Source organism: Sphaerisporangium fuscum (assembly GCF_018531465.1).
GTDB lineage: Bacteria > Actinomycetota > Actinomycetes > Streptosporangiales > Streptosporangiaceae > Sphaerisporangium > Sphaerisporangium fuscum.
In genome coordinates this window covers 262,368-281,360 of sequence record NZ_JAHDTF010000012.1, presented here as the reverse complement: position 1 = coordinate 281,360, position 18,993 = coordinate 262,368, and the positions used below count along the sequence as shown (strand labels likewise).

Below are 18,993 nucleotides of genomic sequence, written 5' to 3'. Positions count from 1 at the left end.
ATCGCCGTCCGGCAGCGGTCAACGGTGTGGCGGGACGGGGTGGCATGGGACGACGGCTCTCTGCGGTGTGCGTGGGGGAATCCATGGCCGTCCTCGTACCCGCCGTCCCGGGGCCCCTCGAAGAGGTCGCGACCTTCCACCGCGAGATGGGCGGCGCGGAGTCGAACGTCGCCCGCGGCCTGGTCTCCCTCGGCGTCCCCACCGCGTGGGTGAGCCGCGTGGGCGACGACGGGTTCGGCCGGCACCTGCTCGCCGCCCTGACGGCCGCCGGGGTGGACACCAGCGGCGTCGAGGTCGACCCGGTACGGCCGACCGGCCTCTACGTCAAGGAGATCGGTCCGCTCGGCACCCGCCCCCGCTACTACCGGACCGGCTCGGCCGCCTCCCGCCTCGGCCCCTCCTTCCTGGACGACCCCGTGGTCGCCCGCCTGCTCGCCGAGGCCGACCTCGTCCACCTGTCCGGGATCACGGCCGCGCTGTCCGACAGTTGCCTTGCCCTGGTGGAGGCGCTCCTGCACGCCCGCCGGCCCGGCCGGCTGGTCAGCTTCGACCTCAACTGGCGGCCCGCCCTCTGGCACGACCGGGACCCGAGCGTGCTGCGGCGACTGCTGGACGCCGCGGACATCGTGCTGCTCGGCGCCGACGAAGCCGGACTGGTCCTGGGCACCGACGACCCCGCCGAGCTGCGGGAGCTCCTGCCCGGACCCGGCACGATCGTGGTGAAGGACGACGCGCGGACGGCCACCGCCCTCGGCCGCGAGGAGACCGTGGCCGAGCCCGCCCTGACGGTCGAGGTGGTCGAACCCATGGGCGCCGGCGACGCCTTCGCGTCGGGCTACCTGGCGGGAACGCTCCGCGGGTACGATCAGCGCCGCAGGCTCAGGCTCGGGCATCTGATGGCGGCCGGCGCCCTCGTAGTGCCCGGCGACCACGGCGTCCCGCCCGCCCCTGAGGTGATCGACCGCCTGCTGACCTGCACGGCCGCACAGTGGGCCGCGATCAGGGTGAGCGCGGCGGGCATCGGAGGAACGCCATGAGCCAGAGTCTGGCCCGCGCGCTCTCGATCCTGGTCGACCTCGGCGAGGGCTCGCGCTCGCTCGACGACCTGGCCGCGCTCCTCGGGGTGCACAAGACGACCGCCCTGCGCCTGCTGCGCACGCTGGAGGAGGAGCGCTTCGTCTACCGCGACAGCGCCTACCGCTACCGGCTCGGCTCCCGGCTGTTCGCCCTGTCGAGCCGGGCCCTCGAACAGCGTCCGGTCCGCGGCGTGGCGGGGCCGCATCTGGCGCGGCTCAACCAGACCACCGGCCACGCCGTGCACCTCGGCGCCTACGAGGACGGCGAGGCCATCTACATCGACAAGTACGAGTCGCGGCACCCGGTGCGCATGTACTCCCGCATCGGGCTGCGGATGCCGCTGCACTGCACCGCGATCGGCAAGGTCCTGCTCGCGGGCATGACCAGGACCGAGCGCGAGAAGGCGGCGGCCGGCATCGAGTACCGGGCCTTCACCCCCAACAGCATCGCCGACGCCCGGTCCCTGCTCGCCGAGCTCGACCGCGTGGCGGCGCAGGGGTACGCCGTCGACCACGCCGAGCACGAGACGTTCATCAACTGCGTCGGCGCGCCCATCAGGGACGCCGCCGGCGGGGTGGTGGCCGCGGTGTCGATCTCCGTGCCGGACGTCATCCTGCCGTATGAGAAGGTGCTCGAACTGCTGCCCGAGCTGCTCGCCACGGCCCGCGCGATCTCCAAGGACAGCGGCTGGGATCCATACTGATTTGCCCTGATCGAAAGGAAAGACCGAATATGGCCGAAAAGACGGCGATCGTGACCGACGGCGCCCCCACTCCCGCCTGGTCGTACTCCCAGGGGGTCCGCCGCGGCTCGCTGGTCCAGGTGTCCGGGCAGGGCCCCCAGGACCCCGCGACCGGCGAGTTCCTGCACCTCGGCGACGTGAGGGCGCAGACCCGCAGGACCCTGGAGAACGTCAAGGCGATCCTGGCCGCCGGCGGCGCGGGCATCGAGGACGTGCTGATGTTCCGGGTCTACCTCGCCAAGCGCGAGGACTTCGGCGCGATGAACGAGGTGTACACCGAGTTCATGAAGGAGAACTGCCCCGACGGGGTGTTGCCCGCCCGCACCACTCTGATCGTCGTGCTGCCACACGAGTCGATGCTCGTCGAAATCGACGCCCTGGCCGCGGTGGACTGAGCGCGCCCCTCGCCGCCGAGCGGAGCGAGGCCATCAAACACGCCGCCAGAGCGACAGTGTCATCGCCTCGACGGCGATCTGGGGGTTGACGTTGGCGGCGAGCCGCTCGCGGCACAGCATGATGGCGTCGATGCGCCGCAGGGTGTCCTCGGGCGTGCTCGCCCGCGCCAGCGCCTCCAGGTCGGCCCGGAGGTCCTCGCCGGACAGCTCGACCTGCGCCCCGAACTGCACGGCCAGGACGTCGCGGTAGTACGCGACGAGGTCGAGCAGGGCGAGGTCGAGCGAGTCGCGCTTGATGCGGGTGGCCCGCGACTTCTGCCGGTCCTCCAGCTCCTTCATGGCCCCCGCGCCGCCGCGCACCAGGCCCTTGTTGAGCCCCTTGCCCGTCGAACCCTCGCCGTAGATCTTGCGCAGTTCGCTCGTCTCGGCCTCGTTGAGGTGGGCCGTGGCCTCCTCGGCGTCCTCGCTGGAGGTCTTGACCAGGCGCTCGGCCGCCTCGACGCACTCACCCAGCCCGGTCAGCGTGCGCGGCAGCGACAGGACGGCCTGGCGGCGGCGGCGCGCCTCGTCGTCCAGGGCGAGCCGCCGCGCCCTCTCGATGTGCCCCCGGGTGGCCCGCGCCGCGAACTCCGCCGTCTCGGGCGGCACGCTGTCGCGGGTGGCCAGCAGGTGGGCGATCGCGGCCGTGGACGGCGTGCGCAGGTTCACCACCCGGCACCGCGACCGGATGGTGATCACCATGTCGTCGGGGGACGGCGCGCACAGCAGCCACACCGTACGCGGTGGGGGCTCCTCGATGGCCTTGAGCAGCGCGTTCGCCGCGGCCTCCGTGGCCCGGTCGGCGTCCTCGAACAGGATCACCCGCCACCGGCCGAGCGTGGGCGCGCCGGAGGCCCGCAGGACGAGCTCACGCGTCTGCTTGACGCTGTACGACAGCCCCTGCGGCCGTACGACCTCCACGTCCGGGTGGGAGCCGATGGCGACCTGGTGGCACATGTCGCAGTGACCGCAGCCCTGGTCGGTGCACAGCAGCGCCGCGGCGAAGGCCTGCGCCGCCTGCGAGCGACCCGATCCGGGCGGGCCGGTGAACAGCCAGGCGTGCGTCATGCCCGCCCCGCGGCCCCCGGCGAGCGCCTCGGCGCCGGCCGCCGCGGCGCGGCGCAGCACCTGCGCCGCCTGCTCCTGGCCCACCAGGTCGTCGAAGACTGTCACGCAGCTCAGATTAGTCGCGGATGGCGGGCATGGTGCCGGTGATGGCCTCGGTCTCCTGCGGGACCGGGTCGGGCAGGAGCTCACGCAGGCGGTCCTGGATGATCAGGGAGATCTGCTCCTGCGTCTGCTGCCCGTCGACCACGAGGTAACGGTCGGGGGCGGCGGCGGCGAGGGCGCGGAACTCGCGGCGCACCCGCTCGTGGAACTCCAGCGGCTCACGCTCGATGCGGTCGGCCGGCGAGGCCAGCCTGGCCAGCCCCACCGACGGCGGCGTGTCGATCAGCACGGTGAGGTCGGGCACCAGGCCGCCGGTGGCCCAGGTGTTCACCCGGGCGACGTCCTGCTGGTCGAGCTCGCGCCCGGCCCCCTGGTAGGCCAGGGAGGAGTCGACGTACCGGTCGCAGATCACCATCGCCCCGCGCTCCAGCGCGGGCCGGATGACCTTCTCGACGTGCTCGGCGCGGTCGGCGGCGTACAGCAGGGTCTCCGAGCGCGCGGACAGCCCCTGGTGCGCGGCGTCGAGCAGGATCGCCCGCAGCCGCATGCCGACCTTGGTCGATCCCGGCTCGCGGGTCTGCACCACGTCGAAGCCCTGGTCGCGCAGCCAGATCGCGGTGAGCCGCGACTGGGTGGTCTTCCCGGACCCCTCGCCGCCCTCGAAGGCGATGAAGACCCCCTGGGACTGGTCGGCGCTCTCCGGGACGTACCTCTCGCCCCGCAGCGCGGCGATCAGGTCGGACCCGATGGGCACCTCGCGGCGGTCGTCCATGTGGCGCAGCGCCAGCACGCCGACGGCGATCGCCAGCAGCGCCCCCAGCACCAGCACGAGGTTCGTGCCGTCGAAGTGGTAGACGATGTCGGGGCCGGCGGACAGCTCGTGCTTGCCGAACAGACCCGCGATCGCGGGGGCGACGGCGACCACGAGGAGGAGGGTGACCCGGGCGAGTGACTGCAGGAACGCGAAGGTGCGTCCGCGCAGGTGGTCCTCGACCTCCAGGCCGATCAGCGTGTACCCGATGATCCAGGCGATGCCCGCGCAGGCGCCGAGCACCACCACCAGCATGACGACGATCGGGAGGTTGTGGATGAGCGCGGTGGCGGCCAGCACCACGCCCGCCGTCACGATCGCCAGGCCGAACAGCCTGCGCCGCGACAGCTCGCGCAGCAGGCGCGGGCCGAAGAAGATGCCGAGGGCCATGCCGACGAAGACGGCGGCGAACACCGTGCCGTACGCCGGGTCGCCGCCGCCGAGCTCGACGACGTACACCTTGGCGACGCCGATGACCGCGCCGCCGGCCGCGAACGCGCCCAGCATGCCGATGACCAGGCCGCGCACCACCCGCTCGGCGCCGACGAACCGCCAGCCGTCGATGATCTGGCGCAGCACCGAGGGCGTGGCCACCGTGGTGGTGTGGTCCTTGGGGATGCTCTTCAGCGTGAAGATCAGGAAGGCGGAGACGAGGTAGGCGAAGGCGTTGACCACCAGCGCCAGGTGGGCGGGCTCCCACAGCATGCCCGGGACGGCCTTGCCCAGCGTCTCGACGACCACCGAGAGCACCGCGAACAGGGCGGCGGCGACCGGCGCGATGCCGTACGTCACCAGCAGGTTGAGCTGGTTGGCCTCTTCCAGCCGGTCCTTGGGGACGAGGTTCGGCACGGTGGCGTCCTTGGCGGGCACCCAGAAGAGGTTGACGCACTCCACCAGCAGCGTCGCGACGATGACCCACTGGTAACTGCCGACCAGCGGGATCGAGAGCACGAACACGAAGCGCAGCAGGTCGGCGCAGAACATCGTCAGGCGCCGGTCGAACCTGTCGGCGAACGCGCCGGCGAGCGGCCCGAGCACGATCGCGGGCAGCATCTTGACGACGAAGACACCGCCGATCGCGAAGCTCTGGGCCTGGTAGCCCGAACTCCGGGTGAGGTAGGCGGCGAAGGCCGTGATGGCGATGATGTTGAGCCAGTCGCCGAGGCTGCAGACCCCCATGGCCGTCCAGAGCCGGCGGAAGGGCGCGTGGGCCAGCACGTGAGGGGCCTTGCGACGCGTGGCGGACCGGCCGGAGGTGGTCATGGTGTCAGCGTATCCAGGTGCTCGCCGGGACTTGGATGGATCCGAGGCATGACGGATTCGCCTGCCTGTTCCACCCCCGAGCGTATTACCACCCGCCGTCCCTCGCAGGCGACATACAGCGAATGGTGTGACTTGTAGCGCTCCGTCCTGTGCCGCAATGGGCAGGCAACACTTACCGAAAGGCCACAGTTGCCGGGCCACGCCGTGTCCAACAGCCCGTACAGGGCAGGGATGCAGCGTGAGCGGCCGCCCCGCCGACAAGTCACCCTCTTGCCAAGGCTAAGGTAACCCTGTCCTAATTTAGGTAAGGCTAAGCACGTGTCAGGGGAGACCGCCAGTGTTCGCCAGCTATCTCATCGGCCTGCGCGAGGGGCTTGAGGCGACCCTTGTCGTGTCCATTCTCGTCGCCTTCCTCGTCAAGAGCGACAAGCGCGACAAGCTACCGCTGGTGTGGGCCGGCGTCGCCGCCGCCGCCGCGCTGTCGGTCGGGTTCGGCGCGCTGCTCACCTTCACCGCGGCCAACCTGGACTCCCAGAAGCACGAGCTCTTCGACGCCGCCGCCTCCCTCGCCGCCACGGTGTTCGTCACGTTCATGATCTTCTGGATGCGCACGGCGGCCCGCCGCATGTCCGGTGACCTGCGCGCCAAACTCACCGACGCGATGAACATGGGCGCGATGGCCGTGGTCGTCATGGCGTTCCTCGCCGTCGCCCGCGAGGGCCTGGAGACCGCGCTGCTGTTCTTCGCCGCCGTGCAGGGCGCCACCACCAGCGCCTCCCCCTTGATCGGCATCTCCCTCGGCCTGCTGACCTCGATCGTGATCGGCTGGGGCCTGTACGCCAGCGCGCTGCGCATCAACCTCACCAAGTTCTTCACCTGGACCGGGCTGATGCTGATCCTGGTGGCCGCGGGCATCTTCAAGTACGGCGTGCACGACCTCATCGAGTCGGGCCTGGTGCACCTGCTGTCGGGCCAGGCCTTCGACCTGTCCGGCGCCCTCCCGCCCGACGCCTGGTACACCACCCTGCTCAGCGGCATGTTCAACTTCACGCCGCAGCCCACGATCCTCGAGACCATCGCCTGGGTGGCCTACCTCGTCCCGGTGCTCGTGCTGTTCCTCATGCCCTCGCGGAAGGGGCCGGGCGCCTCGCGTACGCCGTCCGCGGCCGCCGCGTCCGCTTCCTGACCTCTTCCACCTGGTCTCAACGTGAGCTTCGTGAACTGGAGAACCATGCGTACCCCCCTAGTCCTCACCGCCGGCGCGCTGGCCCTGGCGGGGCTCACCGCGTGCTCGTCGGCGAGCGGCGGCGGCGACACCTCGGCGCAGGCCTCCGGCAAGCCGGGCAAGATCACCGTCCAGGCGTCCGACACCGAGTGCAAGGTCTCCGCGACCGACCTGCCCGCGGGCACCTCGACGTTCGCGGTCACCAACGGCGGCACCAAGGTCACCGAGTTCTACGTCTACGCGGCCGGCGACCGGGTGATGGGCGAGGTGGAGAACGTCGTCCCGGGCCTCACCCGTGAGGTCATGGTCGAGCTGCCCGCCGGCGCGTACGAGGCGGCCTGCAAGCCCGGCATGATCGGCAAGGGCATCCGCAACCCCCTCAAGGTCACCGGCACGGCCGCCGCGCTGTCCGACGACGCCAAGCTCTCCAAGGCCACCGGCGACTACCAGCGGTACGTCAAGAGCCAGTCCGACACGCTGCTGGCCAAGACCCAGGAGTTCGTGGACGCCGTCAAGGCGGGCGACGCCGGCAAGGCCAAGGAGCTCTACCCGGTCGCCCGCACCTACTGGGAGCGCATCGAGCCGGTCGCCGAGAGCTTCGGCGACCTCGACCCCGCCATCGACGCCCGCGAGGGCGACCTGGCCAAGGGCGAGGAGTGGACCGGGTTCCACAAGATCGAGAAGGATCTGTGGGTCACCAAGGACATCAGCAAGGACGGCCCGATCGCCGACAAGCTGATGGCGGACGTGAAGAAGATCGTCGAGAGGGCCAACTCCGAGAAGATCGCCCCTCTCAAGCTCGCGACCGGCGCCAAGGGGCTTCTCGACGAGGTCGCCACCGGCAAGATCACCGGTGAGGAGGACCGCTACTCCCACACGGACCTGTGGGACTTCGCCGCCAACCTCGAAGGATCCAAGGCCGCGGTCGCCGCCCTGCGCCCCGTCCTGGACGAACGCGACCCCGCCCTCGGCAAGACCCTCGACGAGAAGTTCGCCGCCGCCGAGGAGACCCTCGGCAAGCACCGCGCCGGCGACGGCTGGAAGCTCCACACCGAGCTGTCCAAGGCCGACCTGAAGGAACTGTCCGACGCCATCAACGCGCTCGCCGAGCCGATCAGCAAGGTCGCGGCGGTGGTGGCCCGATGAGCGCAGGCGAGGAGAGCAGGACCGGGATCAACCGCCGCAAGCTGTTCGGGCTCGGCGCGGCCGGCGTGGCCGCCGTCGGGGCGGGGGCGTTCGCCGGCCGTGCCGTGCTGGAGGGCCCGGCACCCGCCGCGGCCGCCTCCACCTCCGACCCCGTGGCGTTCTACGGCGAGCACCAGGCCGGCATCGTCACCCCTGCCCAGGACCGTCTGCACTTCGTCAGCTTCGACGTCATCACCAAGAAGCGCGACGAACTGGTCGACCTGCTCCAGGAGTGGACGGCCGCCGCCGCCCGCATGACCCAGGGCAAGGACGCCGGCACCTTCGGCGCGGTCGGCGGGTCCCCCGAGGCCCCGCCGGACGACACCGGCGAGGCGCTCGGACTGCCCGCGTCCGGGCTGACGATCACCATCGGGTTCGGGCCGTCGCTGTTCGACGAACGGTTCGGCCTGGCCGCCAAGAAGCCCGCCGCCCTCGCCGACCTGCCGAAGTTCCCCGGCGAGGACCTCAAACCCGAGATCTCCGGCGGCGACATCTGCATCCAGGCCTGCGCCCACGACCCCCAGGTCGCCGTGCACGCCGTACGCAACCTCGCCCGGATCGGGTTCGGCAAGGTCTCGGTCCGGTGGTCGCAGCTCGGCTTCGGCCGCACCTCCTCCACTTCCCGCGCCCAGGCCACCCCGCGCAACCTCATGGGCTTCAAGGACGGCACCAACAACCTCAAACTGGAGGACGCCGCCCTGCTCCGGCAGCAGCTGTGGGTCGCCTCCGGGGACGGGCCCGACTGGATGACCGGTGGCAGCTACATGGTCACCCGCAAGATCCGCATGAACATCGAGACGTGGGACCGGGCCCCGCTCTCCGAGCAGGAGCAGATCTTCGGCCGCGACAAGGGCGCGGGCGCCCCGCTCGGGAGAAAGGGCGAGTTCGACGAGCCCGACTTCGCCGCCAAGCAGGCCGACGGCACTCCGGCCATCCCCATGAACTCCCACGTACGGCTGGCGCACCCCTCCAGCCACGGCGGCGCCCACCTGCTGCGGCGCGGCTACAACTTCGTGGACGGCTCCGACGGCCTCGGACGGCTCGACGCCGGGCTGTTCTTCATCGCCTACCAGCGCGACCCGCGCAAGCAGTTCGTCCCCATCCAGATGGAACTGGCCCGCAACGACGCGCTGAACGAGTACATCAAGCACGTCTCCAGCGGCCTGTTCGCCTGCCCTCCGGGGCTGCGCGACGCGGGCGACTACTGGGGCCGGGCGCTGTTCGCCTGACCCCTGCACGGCTCACCGAGCCGCTGACGACCCAGAAGGCGGAGGCCGCCTGACCTCGCCCCGCTCACCCAGCCGCTGACGACCCAAAAAGACGGAGGCCTCCGCCGCGCCGATCCGGCGCCGCGCGGAGGCCTTCGTTCATCGGTCGCTCAGGACTTGGCGGCCGCCTTGGCGCCCGTCTTCGCCCGGGTGCGCTTGGGAGCCGGCCCTCGCTCACGGCGCTCGGCGAGCAGCTCGGCCGCGCGCTCGATCGTGATCTGCTCGACCGAATCGTCCTTGCGCAGGGACGCGTTCGTCTCCCCGTCGGTGACGTACGGACCGAAACGTCCCTCCTTGACCACCACCGGCTTGCCGGACACCGGGTCGTTGCCGAGCTCGCGGAGCGGCGGAGCGGCGGCCGCACGGCCCCTCCCGCGCGTCTTGGGCTGCGCGAACAGCTCCTTGGCCCGCTCCAGGGTCACGGTGAAGAGCTCGTCCTCCGAGGAGAGCGAACGCGAGTCGGTGCCCTTCTTGATGTAGGGGCCGAACCGGCCGTTCTGCGCCGTGACCTCCTCGCCGTCGATCTCACCCAGTGCACGGGGCAGGGACAGCAGATTGAGGGCGTCCTCCAACGTGACGGCCTCCAGGGCCATCGACTTGAACAGCGAGGCCGTGCGCGGCTTGGGAATGTCCTTCTTGGCCCGCTTCTTGCCGTCGGCCGGAGGCTCCTCCGGGAGGATCTCCGTGACGTACGGCCCGAACCGGCCGGTCTTGGCCACGATGCGGTGACCGCTGACCGGGTCGACCCCGAGCTCCCGCTCGCCGCTGGGCTGCTTGAACAGCTCCTCGGCCTTGTCGGCGGTCAGCTCGTCGGGCGCGAGGTCCTCGGGGATGTTCACCCGGGCGCCGTCGCGGTCGAGGTACGGCCCGTACCGGCCGACGCGGATGACGATGTCGGTGTTCTTGATCGGGAAGGAGCTGACCTCGCGGGCGTCGATCTCGCCGAGATCGCTGACCATCTCCTTCAGGCCCTGGCCGTGGTCGCCGTAGTAGAACCGGCGCAGCTCGGGCACCCGCTCGGCGCGGGCGTTGGCGATGTCGTCGAGGATCTTCTCCATCTCGGCGGTGAAGTCGTAGTCGACGAGGTGGCCGAAATGCCGTTCGAGCAGGTTGACCACCGCGAACGCCAGGAAGGACGGCACCAGCGCCGTGCCCTTCTTGAAGACGTAGCCGCGGTCGAGGATCGTGCCGATGATCGACGCGTACGTCGACGGGCGGCCGATCTCACGATCCTCCAGCTCCTTGACCAGCGAGGCCTCGGTGAAGCGGGCCGGCGGGCGCGTGCTGTGCCCCTCGGCCGCCAGCTCGAGAGCGGTCAGCGGGTCGCCCTGGCGGAGGTTCGGCAGGCGGCTGACCGAGTCGTCACGGTCGGTGGAGGGGTCGTCGGCGCCCTCGACGTAGGCCTTGAGGAAGCCGTAGAAGGTGATCGTGCGGCCGGACGCGCTGAACTCGACGTTCTCGCCGGAGCTGGAGGTGCCGGCGATGCGCACGCTGACCGACTCGCCGACGGCGTCCTTCATCTGGGAGGCCACCGTGCGCTGCCAGATCAGCTCGTAGAGCCGGAACATGTCGCCGCTGAGGCCGGTCTCCCCCGGCGTGCGGAACTCGTCCCCAGAGGGCCTGATGGCCTCGTGGGCCTCCTGGGCGTTCTTGACCTTGCTCTGGTACACCCTCGGCTTGTCCGGGACGTACTGCGCGCCGTACAGGCGCACGGCCTGGCTCCGCGCGGCCGCCAGGGCGACCTCCGACAGGGTGGTGCTGTCGGTACGCATATAGGTGATGAAGCCGTTCTCGTACAGCTTCTGCGCCACCTGCATCGTGTACTTGGCCGAGAAGCCGAGCTTGCGGCTGGCCTCCTGCTGCAGGGTGGTGGTGCGGAACGGCGCGTACGGCTTGCGGGTGTAGGGCTTGCTCTCGACCGACGTGACCGAATAGGCCGAGCCATCCAGGCGTTGCGCCAGGGCGCGGGCGGCCTGCTCGTCCAGATGGAGGACGCCGGAGCTCTTGAGGGTGCCCGTACTGGCGAAATCGCGGCCCTGTGCCACCTTGCGGCCGTCGACGCCCGTCAGGGTGGCGTTGAAGCTGCGCGGATCCTCGTCGCGGCCGATGTCGAACAGGGCCTGCAGGTCCCAGTAGTCGGCGGAGGTGAAGGCGATGCGCTCACGCTCGCGCTCCACGACCAGCCTCGTGGCGACCGACTGCACGCGCCCGGCCGAGAGGCGGGGCTTGACCTTCTTCCACAGGACCGGGCTGACCTCGTAGCCGTAGAGGCGGTCGAGGATGCGCCGGGTCTCCTGGGCGTCGACCAGGCGGAGGTTCAGGGTGCGGGGGTTGGAGACCGCCTCACGGATGGCCTGGGGCGTGATCTCGTGGAAGACCATGCGGTGCACCGGCACCTTGGGCTTCAGGACCTCCTGCAGGTGCCACGCGATGGCCTCGCCCTCGCGGTCCTCGTCGGTGGCGAGGTAGAGCTCGTCAGCGTCCTTGAGCAGCTGCTTGAGCTTGGACACCTGGGACTTCTTGTCGGGGTTGACAACGTAGAGCGGCTCGAAGTCGTGGTCCACGTTGACCCCGAGGCGGGCCCACGCCTCGCCTTTGAACTTCTCGGGGATGTCATCGGCCTTTTCGGGCAAATCCCGAATGTGGCCAATGCTGGACTCTACGATGTAGCCGCGCCCGAGGTACCCGGCGATCGTCTTCGCCTTCGCAGGCGACTCGACGATCACCAGGCGGGTTCCGCCGGCGTTGCCGTTGTTGGCTGGCACGCTGCTTCCTACCTCGCTGTTCGCTGTCGTTCTCCTGCCGGTCGGTCCCGGCCCGCCGTGGGAAGCGTGCCGAGTGAGCCGTGACAGGCATGAAGGTAGCCCGTCGCCGGAATCTTCTCCCGGCCGGACTACCCGGTCACATACCGGTGTTCCACCTACCTGGACCCGATACCCACGAGGACGCAGAATAGAGCCCAGAGAGTGCCAGCGTCCCCTTGCATACCCTTCGGAGACTAATCGCTGTGCTCGAGTACTCCTATTTGGACCTGTACCTCCCGCGAGGAACCTCACGGGAAACCGCACGGCAGGTGCTCACCGAGCACGCCGAATACGGACACTGGGAGCTGGACCGTTTGAGGCTGTATCCCGATGGCCGCAGGTACGTCCGGCTGCGCCGCAAGATCCTACGAGTGGCCAGCACACTGTAATCCTCGTCTGGGCCACTGTAACCCCACGACGCCCCTCGGCCCGCCGCGGGCCACACCGTCCGCCCGCCCCCAGAGCGGCCCACAGCGTCCACCACGACAGGGCGAGACTCCCCGCACGCCTGTCCGTGTCCTCGGACATGGCTTTGCCCGCCCCGGGCCGCGCACCCGGGACGGGCAAAGCACCAATGCCTTACCGCGCCGTGGACCCGCTCCGCGGCTCACCGCCGCGGGCGTCCTCACGTGCGGCGAGGCGTCTGCGATCTCCCCGGCCACCCGCCGCGTCGATCACGGCGGAGCGGTCAAGGGAGAGGTTTTCGAACTCGGCACGACGACGTGTCGGCCTGACACGGCCACCGGTGAGCGCCGAGCGAGGGTCCGTAGGCCTCGTACGACGGCCGGTGAGCCTCCTACGACGGCCCGGTCGGCGGTGACCGGAAGTGGCCAAGCTCACTGCGGCGCCCGCGCCCTGTGACGGGTCCGCCGCTTCGCTTCCCCCCTTACCCGAACCCTGTCCCAGCCGGTCTCCGAAGCCAGTTCCGGTCAGCGGACAGGGCATTTACGGCCGCCCTGGCCCTCAAGGGCGATCACGACCGATCGCCGTTCCGGTCGGTCCGAAACACCCCGTCGCCGTCCCGCAGCAACAGAACCAACACCCCGTCGCCGTCCCGCAGCAACAGAACCAACACCCCGCCCCCGATCCCGTGACAGCAGAACCAACGCCCCGCCCCGGGCTCACGACAGGAGAGCAAACGCCCCCGCCCCCCAACCCCGTGACAGCAGAACCAACGCCCCGCCCCGGGCCCCGCGACAGGAGAACCAACGCCCCCGCCGCCATCCCCACGACAGGAAAGCAGGTGGCCTTCCGGGGCCGGCCCACAGGTACGAGGCCCCTGTGAGACCGTCGCCGGCTCCTGGGTCCTCGGTCATCTCCGGCTCCCTACGATCGCGAGCAGTCGCCGTACACAGACGTGACCCCGGACGCCCCTATACACGTCCGGGATCACGCCTGTACTCGCTCCAGCATCACCTCGGCCCCGCTCCCGGCATCGCCCGGGGCGCTCGGCTCAGAACCGCAAGGCTGGACTCCCGCTCGGAGCGGTACGGCCTCCCTGCCGCTCCGCGCCGCGTGGCCTCACTGTCGCCGAGGTCCGCGAAGCGTCTGCCCGCTCACTTCTGACGGAAGCGAAGGCGACGGGCGCCGGCGAAGAGGGCCGCGGAGGCGGCCAGGACGGCGCCCACGAGCAGGGCGGCCAGGGAGCCGCCGTTCATGCCGGTGACGCCCATCGGCTGCTCCGCGCTCATCAGACCGACCGCACCGGTCGGCAGGTCACGGGTGCGGGACCCCACCACACCGGCCGGCGTGTCGCGCACGACGCCACCCACGGACCCGTCACCGAGGACCCCGCCCGCCGGGCTGTTCCGCACGACCTCGCCCACCGGCGTTCCCCCGAGAGGGCCGTCGGACGCCGACGCCTTCCGCGACCCGTCGGCCTGGCCCGGCAGGGCCGGGAGCGCCGGGAGGCCGAGGGACTTCTGCAGCCCGCCGCCGGCCTGTCCCGCCTGGCTCGACTGCCGGGTGACCCCGCTCGTGTTCCCCTGACCGGTGAGGCCGTCGACGACGGGCAGGTCGGACAGCAGGCCGAGACCGGGGTCGTCCTCGGCGCCGCCGGGTGTCCGGGCGCTGCGCGCCAGCAGGCCGCGTGGCGCGTGCCCGCACCCGCACGATCCGTGCCCGCCGTGGCCCCCGACGTGAGCGCCACCGAGGCATCCGGCGGCGGCGTCACCGAGCACGGCGACGGCGTTGCCGCAGGCGTTGATCGGAGCGGTGATCGGGGCAACCACCTGGTTGCCGCCGATGACGCTGCCCCGACCGTCGGTACGGTTGCCGCCCGCGCCACGACCCGCGCCGCCCTTGACCGAGGCGCCGCCGCGGCAGCCCGCGAAGGCCTCGCCGATGACGGCCACGGCGTTGCCGCAGACGTTCACCGGAGCGTTGATCGGCGCGACCACCTGGTTGCCGCCCAGAACACTGTGGCGTCCGCTGGTACGGTTGCCGCCCGCGCCACCGCGGCCGCCGGGCGGGACGCTGATGCCGCCCTGGCACTCCGCGCGCCCGTTGCCCACGGCGTTGCCGCAGACGTTCACCGGAGCGGTGATCGGGGCGACGATCTGGTTGCCGCTGCCGGCGCCGTAACGCCCGTCGGTGTCGTTCCCGCCGGAACCCCTGCCACCGTGGTGCGAGCCACCGTTCCCGTTGTAACCGTGGCCGCCGTGCCCACCGTGGCCGCCGCCGCTGACGCTCGCGCCGCCCCGGCATCCGGAGAACGCCTCACCGATCAGGGCGACGGAGTTGCCGCAGATGTTGACGGGCGCGTTGATCGGCGCGACCACCTGGTTGCCGCCCAGAACGCTGTGGCGTCCGCTGGTACGGTTGCCGCCCGCGCCCCGCCCCGCGCCGCCCCTGACGGAGGCACCGCCCTCACATCCCGCGGTGGCCTCGCCGAAGATCGCGACGGAGTTGCCGCAGGCGTTGATCGGGGCCGTGATCGGGGCCACCACCTGGTTGCCGCCGATGACGCTGCCCCGACCGTCGGTACGGTTGCCGCCCGCACCGCGACCGGCGCCGCCCTTCACCTCCGCGCCGCCCCGGCACCCGGCGTCGGACCGGCCCACGAGGGACACGGCGTTGCCGCAGGCGTTGACGGGCGCGTTGATCGGCGCGACCACCTGGTTGCCGCCGAGAACGCTGTGGCGTCCGTCGGTACGGTTACCGCCGGCGCCCGCGCCCCCGCCCTGGACGGACGAGCCTCCGCGGGAGGACGCCGAGGCCTCACCGGCGACGGCGACGGCGTTGCCGCTGATGTCGACGGGGATGGTGATCGGCAGGTTGATCTGGTTGCCGCCGCCCACAGAGCCGGTGCCGGAGGTGTCGGCGACAGCCGTACCACTGCCGAGAGCCATGACTCCCAGCGCGAGAAGTGCAGCGGGAGCGGAGCCCTTCGCCCACGTTCGCATAACAGATCGCTCCTTGGTTTTCCGGGGGGATTACCTGACAGATGTGCTTGGGGTGGTGCGCGGGACGGCCACTGCGGGCCGTCCGGCGGCCGGTGCTGGATGGTGGTCCCTGACGAACCACTCCCGCGACCGGCGTTTCCTTGGCGTCGGGTCTCGTCAGACCGCCGCCTGAGCGAACGACCCGCGGATCTCCGGGATGCACGGGGAGATCGGGACGGCGCTCGCGGACGGACGGACCGGTCTGCGTCCGAAGTGCCGGCGAATCAGCCGCTCGACGGAGACGGTTCAGACGGAGACGGTCCACACGCTCGCCGGCGAACCGTGGCGTCCGGCAGGCGGACAGGGCGAACCCTGTCCGGCCGCCGACCGCCGTACGTCACTTCCGCCCGCGGACCGGCTGGTCCCCGATGGACGGGCACGGACCACGGGAGAGACCGCACAGACCCGGACCGTGGAGAGTGCCCGCGACCATCGCGAGACCGTGGCCGCCGCCATCGACCTGAACCGAGATCGATCGCACTGGCCTGAACCGAGATCGGTCGCACTGGCCTGAACCGAGATCGGTCGCATTGACCTGAACCGAGATCGGTCGCCGTGTGCCTGAACGAGGCCGAGTGCCATCCATCTGGTGGAAGGTGGCCGGACATCGCTCTCCCGGGGACGAGGGAGCCGATGACGATGCTCCACGACCGACCGGACACGCGGGCGAACCGGGACGACAGGCGTCGGCGAACCGAACAGGTCAGCCGATCAGCCGGACCCTCACGCCTGATTCAGTCGGGAGAGTAAGAAGGGTCGTCCGCAGCAGTGCGGACGGATGGGGCGGGCGCGGTCGCCGCAGGGGCGGGGGCGACCATGAGCCGCGGGTCGAAGCCCGACCTCGCGAGATCACCGAGCCCCGGCCCGAAGGGACTGGAGCCGCCCCTGGGCACGAACCCATTGCCGCCCGCCGAATGATCGGCGGCGGATGGTGCTGAAGGGGCGGGTTTGGACTGGCTGGTCAGCCCGTCGACGCTCCGCCCGGCCATCGCCCCGGCATCAGCCGGAAAACCCTCGCCCACCGTGGGGAAACCGCCGGCGACCGCCGGCCCGGTGGGGTCATGAGACGACCTGGAAGCGGAACGACGCCCCTCACGAGGCTTGACGGCCTTCACAACCTCCGCCCTGCGAGGAACCTTGGCCGCACCCGCCGTGCCGGCGGCCCTCGCTGCGCCTGCCCTGCGGGGAACCTTCCCAGAAAGGACCTTTCCGGGACGGCCCCCGTCGACGGCCTTCACCGCGGCGACCGCCACGGTGACGGTACGACCGGCAGGAGTGTGAGAGTCGGCGGAGGCCGGGGCCGCGAAACCGTGAACCAGACCCAGGAGCCAGCCGACGGCGACAAGAGCGCCGACGGCCAGCAGACGACCGAACCGGAAGCCGGCCACGAACCGTGCCATCCGGCCTTCCCGCGTCACGACCGCCTGAGCCTGGTCGTCCGCTGAATCGGTTACGGGCACGCACCAGGCGAGGTCGACCGACTCGGCCGACCGACGCCCGACTGGCATGCGTGCCACGTAACCTCCCCGAACTCCTCGACCCGCCCGCACCAGCAGGACAGATCTTGGAACCAACCCCTCAACGGAAAGTTACGGTAGCAGTACGCGACGTGACGGCAACGCTTTTTCACGGAACACGTCAACAGCCGTCCAGGAATCGGTCAAGAACCCGCACCCCGAACCGCAGCGAATCGACCGGAACACGCTCATCGATGCCATGGAACATCCCGGAGAAGTCCAGGTCGGCAGGCAGCTTCAGCGGAGCGAACCCGAACCCGCGGATGCCGAGGCGGCTGAACGCCTTCAGGTCGGTCCCGCCCGAGAGTGTGTACGGCACCGCCCGCGCTCCCGGATCCTCGGCGAGCAGTGCCTCCGCCATGGCACGCACCAGCGGCCCGTCGAAGGACGTCTCCACCGCTATGTCGTGATAGACGAATTCCCGGGTGACGTTGGGGCCCAGAAGTTCGTCCACCGTGGCGAAGAACTCCTCCTCGTAGCCCGGCAGGAACCGTCCGTCCACGTGCGCCGTGGCCGTCTGCGGGATCACGTTGGCCTTGTAACCTGCGTCGAGCATGGTCGGGTTCACGGTGTTCCGCAACGTCGCGCCGATCATGCGGGCCAGCGGGCCGAGCTTCGCCGCCGTGGCCTCGGCGTCCTCCGCGTCCAGTTCGATCTCGAAGGCCTCCTGGAAGAACGCCCGCACGGTCGGCGTCAGCCGTACCGGCCACTCGTACCGCCCGAGGCGGGCCACCGCCTCGGCCAGCTCCGTCACCGCGTTCTCACTGTTGAGCATCGACCCGTGCCCGGCCCGCCCAGAGGCGGTGAGCCTCATCCACGCGATGCCCTTCTCCGCCGCCTCGATCAGATAGAGCCGGCGCGCCTCGTCCAGCGACACGCTGAACCCGCCGACCTCACCGATCGCCTCGGTGCACCCCTCGAAGAGATCCTTGTGCCGCTGGGCCAGCCACTGCGCGCCGTACTTCCCCCCGGCCTCCTCGTCGGCCGTGAAGGCCAGCACCACGTCCCGCGGCGGCCGGCGCCCCTCGCTCAGCCGCTGACGTACGACCGCCAGGATCATGGCGTCCATGTCCTTCATGTCCACCGCGCCCCGGCCCCATACGCAGCCGTCGGCGACCTCCCCGCTGAGCGGGTGATGAGTCCAGTCGCCGGCGTTGAAGGGCACGACGTCCAGGTGCCCGTGGAGCAGCAACGCCCCCCGCGCCGGGTCCTCCCCCTCAATGCGGGCGATCACGCTGGCCCGTCTGCTGTCGCTCTCGAGAATGCGCGGCTCCAGCCCGACCTCGGCCAGCTTGCCCGCGACGTACTCCGCCGCGACCCGCTCCCCTGGGCCCGCGTTGTCTCCTGCGTTCGTCGTGTCGATCCGGATCAGGTCACGGCACAGCTCGACGACCTCGTCCTCACCCTTGAACGCGGCCATAGGTGCTCCTTCGGTCTAGGTAGCGCTCACGTCACGCACACGCCGGCCCGCCCGCCGCACCGCCACCGAAGATCGGGCACCGCATCCCCGGCCGCCCACAGAGGCCCGGCACGACAGACCGCCCCCACCATCCTGCCCCTCGGGAGCAGGCGCGGGCATCTCCGGTATGGCCGACTCCGACCTGCGCCGGAATCCCGGTATGACTCAGTGCCCGGAGTTTGCTAACCTGGTGCAGCCGACGCGGGGAGACGTCCCAACGTGCAGGCACCACTGTCCGGGTGGCGGAATAGGCAGACGCGCTAGCTTGAGGTGCTAGTGCCCTTTACGGGGCATGGGGGTTCAAGTCCCCCCTCGGACACAATCGATTCGCCTATAGGGTCCTGGTCGCTCGTCGAGCCGGCCAGGACTTTTCTTTTGCCTGGGCGGCAGGTCGGCCGCAGGTCGAGCTTGACGTACAGAGGGGCCTTGCCTCGTTCTCGGGGTCGCGGGTCCAGCTTGTGTCACCGGTCGGCCGGTCGAGTTCCACACCATGCCGCTGCGCTTCGAGAGGAATCGGTGATCTCTCGGATGTCCGGGCAGTCCAGGTCGGGGCAGTAGGGCGCCTGGGCGTTTTCTGATCCCTACGAGTCATCGC

General features: G+C 70.7%; 13 protein-coding genes and 1 tRNA gene. 9 read left to right on the top strand and 5 right to left on the bottom strand.

All coding sequences use genetic code 11. From position 1 onward, the window contains the following. The first annotated feature begins 44 nt into the window (after positions 1-44). From KIK05_RS16510 to KIK05_RS16500, 3 genes are read left to right on the top strand one after another with little or no spacing between them, the layout of a single operon-like run. Positions 45-1,037 carry a sugar kinase gene (locus KIK05_RS16510; RefSeq protein WP_214411588.1) on the top strand — a complete coding sequence of 331 codons (993 nt, stop codon included), beginning with the start codon at positions 45-47 and terminating at the stop codon, positions 1,035-1,037. Further along, positions 1,034-1,780, top strand: a complete 747-nt coding sequence (locus tag KIK05_RS16505; RefSeq protein WP_214411587.1) for an IclR family transcriptional regulator — start codon at positions 1,034-1,036, stop codon at positions 1,778-1,780. Before KIK05_RS16510 ends, KIK05_RS16505 begins: the two co-directional genes overlap by 4 nt. A gap of 29 nt (positions 1,781-1,809) precedes the next feature. Next, positions 1,810-2,214 (top strand): RidA family protein, encoded by a 405-nt coding sequence (locus KIK05_RS16500; protein ID WP_214411586.1) that lies wholly within the window; start codon positions 1,810-1,812, stop codon positions 2,212-2,214. Between the two features lie 33 nt (positions 2,215-2,247). Here the strand turns inward: KIK05_RS16500 and KIK05_RS16495 are convergent, their stop codons facing one another. Together KIK05_RS16495 and tmk are read right to left on the bottom strand one after the other, a co-directional pair. Next, on the bottom strand, positions 2,248-3,426 hold the full coding sequence (locus KIK05_RS16495; RefSeq protein ID WP_214411585.1) for a DNA polymerase III subunit delta': 1,179 nt from the start codon (positions 3,424-3,426) through the stop codon (positions 2,248-2,250). A 10-nt stretch (positions 3,427-3,436) separates the two neighbouring features. Beyond that, complete coding sequence (tmk, locus tag KIK05_RS16490) at positions 3,437-5,497, bottom strand: dTMP kinase (RefSeq protein WP_214411584.1); 2,061 nt, start codon at positions 5,495-5,497, stop codon at positions 3,437-3,439. A gap of 337 nt (positions 5,498-5,834) precedes the next feature. On the opposite strand from tmk, the gene efeU reads away from it, so the two are divergent. The 3 genes from efeU to efeB are packed head-to-tail and all read left to right on the top strand — an operon-like array spanning position 5,835 to position 9,136. Next, positions 5,835-6,683: an iron uptake transporter permease EfeU gene (gene efeU / locus KIK05_RS16485; RefSeq protein WP_214411583.1), complete on the top strand. Its 849-nt coding sequence runs from the start codon at positions 5,835-5,837 to the stop codon at positions 6,681-6,683. A gap of 45 nt (positions 6,684-6,728) precedes the next feature. Continuing rightward, positions 6,729-7,868: an iron uptake system protein EfeO gene (gene efeO / locus KIK05_RS16480; protein ID WP_214411582.1), complete on the top strand. Its 1,140-nt coding sequence runs from the start codon at positions 6,729-6,731 to the stop codon at positions 7,866-7,868. Further along, the gene (gene efeB / locus KIK05_RS16475) at positions 7,865-9,136 is read left to right on the top strand and encodes an iron uptake transporter deferrochelatase/peroxidase subunit (protein ID WP_214411581.1); all 1,272 of its coding nucleotides are present in this window, start codon (positions 7,865-7,867) and stop codon (positions 9,134-9,136) included. Before efeO ends, efeB begins: the two co-directional genes overlap by 4 nt. A gap of 149 nt (positions 9,137-9,285) precedes the next feature. On the opposite strand, the gene topA is transcribed toward efeB, so the two are convergent. Further along, the gene (gene topA, locus KIK05_RS16470; protein ID WP_214411580.1) at positions 9,286-11,940 is read right to left on the bottom strand and encodes a type I DNA topoisomerase; all 2,655 of its coding nucleotides are present in this window, start codon (positions 11,938-11,940) and stop codon (positions 9,286-9,288) included. A 242-nt stretch (positions 11,941-12,182) separates the two neighbouring features. On the opposite strand from topA, the gene KIK05_RS46945 reads away from it, so the two are divergent. Further along, positions 12,183-12,368, top strand: a complete 186-nt coding sequence (locus KIK05_RS46945; RefSeq protein ID WP_308249950.1) for a DUF5703 family protein — start codon at positions 12,183-12,185, stop codon at positions 12,366-12,368. Between the two features lie 1,167 nt (positions 12,369-13,535). On the opposite strand, the gene KIK05_RS16465 is transcribed toward KIK05_RS46945, so the two are convergent. Further along, positions 13,536-15,383, bottom strand: coding sequence for a chaplin family protein (locus KIK05_RS16465; protein WP_214411579.1), 1,848 nt, complete (start codon positions 15,381-15,383; stop codon positions 13,536-13,538). A 1,349-nt stretch (positions 15,384-16,732) separates the two neighbouring features. Here KIK05_RS16465 and KIK05_RS48125 point away from each other — a divergent pair. Further along, the gene (locus tag KIK05_RS48125) at positions 16,733-16,867 is read left to right on the top strand and encodes a hypothetical protein (RefSeq protein ID WP_284681330.1); all 135 of its coding nucleotides are present in this window, start codon (positions 16,733-16,735) and stop codon (positions 16,865-16,867) included. A 193-nt stretch (positions 16,868-17,060) separates the two neighbouring features. Here the strand turns inward: KIK05_RS48125 and KIK05_RS16460 are convergent, their stop codons facing one another. Further along, complete coding sequence (locus KIK05_RS16460; RefSeq protein ID WP_214411578.1) at positions 17,061-18,359, bottom strand: M20/M25/M40 family metallo-hydrolase; 1,299 nt, start codon at positions 18,357-18,359, stop codon at positions 17,061-17,063. A 272-nt stretch (positions 18,360-18,631) separates the two neighbouring features. Here KIK05_RS16460 and KIK05_RS16455 point away from each other — a divergent pair. Further along, positions 18,632-18,717: transfer RNA gene (locus tag KIK05_RS16455), tRNA-Leu, on the top strand. Positions 18,718-18,993: the final 276 nt, after the last annotated feature.

Coding starts and splice junctions, on each gene's coding strand:
- KIK05_RS16465 (WP_214411579.1), bottom strand. CDS start 15,383: ATGCGAACGTGGGCGAAGGGCTCCGCTCCCGCTGCACTTCTCGCGCTG.
- KIK05_RS16505 (WP_214411587.1), top strand. CDS start 1,034: ATGAGCCAGAGTCTGGCCCGCGCGCTCTCGATCCTGGTCGACCTCGGC.
- tmk (WP_214411584.1), bottom strand. CDS start 5,497: ATGACCACCTCCGGCCGGTCCGCCACGCGTCGCAAGGCCCCTCACGTG.
- efeO (WP_214411582.1), top strand. CDS start 6,729: ATGCGTACCCCCCTAGTCCTCACCGCCGGCGCGCTGGCCCTGGCGGGG.
- KIK05_RS16460 (WP_214411578.1), bottom strand. CDS start 18,359: ATGGCCGCGTTCAAGGGTGAGGACGAGGTCGTCGAGCTGTGCCGTGAC.
- KIK05_RS16510 (WP_214411588.1), top strand. CDS start 45: ATGGGACGACGGCTCTCTGCGGTGTGCGTGGGGGAATCCATGGCCGTC.
- efeB (WP_214411581.1), top strand. CDS start 7,865: ATGAGCGCAGGCGAGGAGAGCAGGACCGGGATCAACCGCCGCAAGCTG.
- KIK05_RS16500 (WP_214411586.1), top strand. CDS start 1,810: ATGGCCGAAAAGACGGCGATCGTGACCGACGGCGCCCCCACTCCCGCC.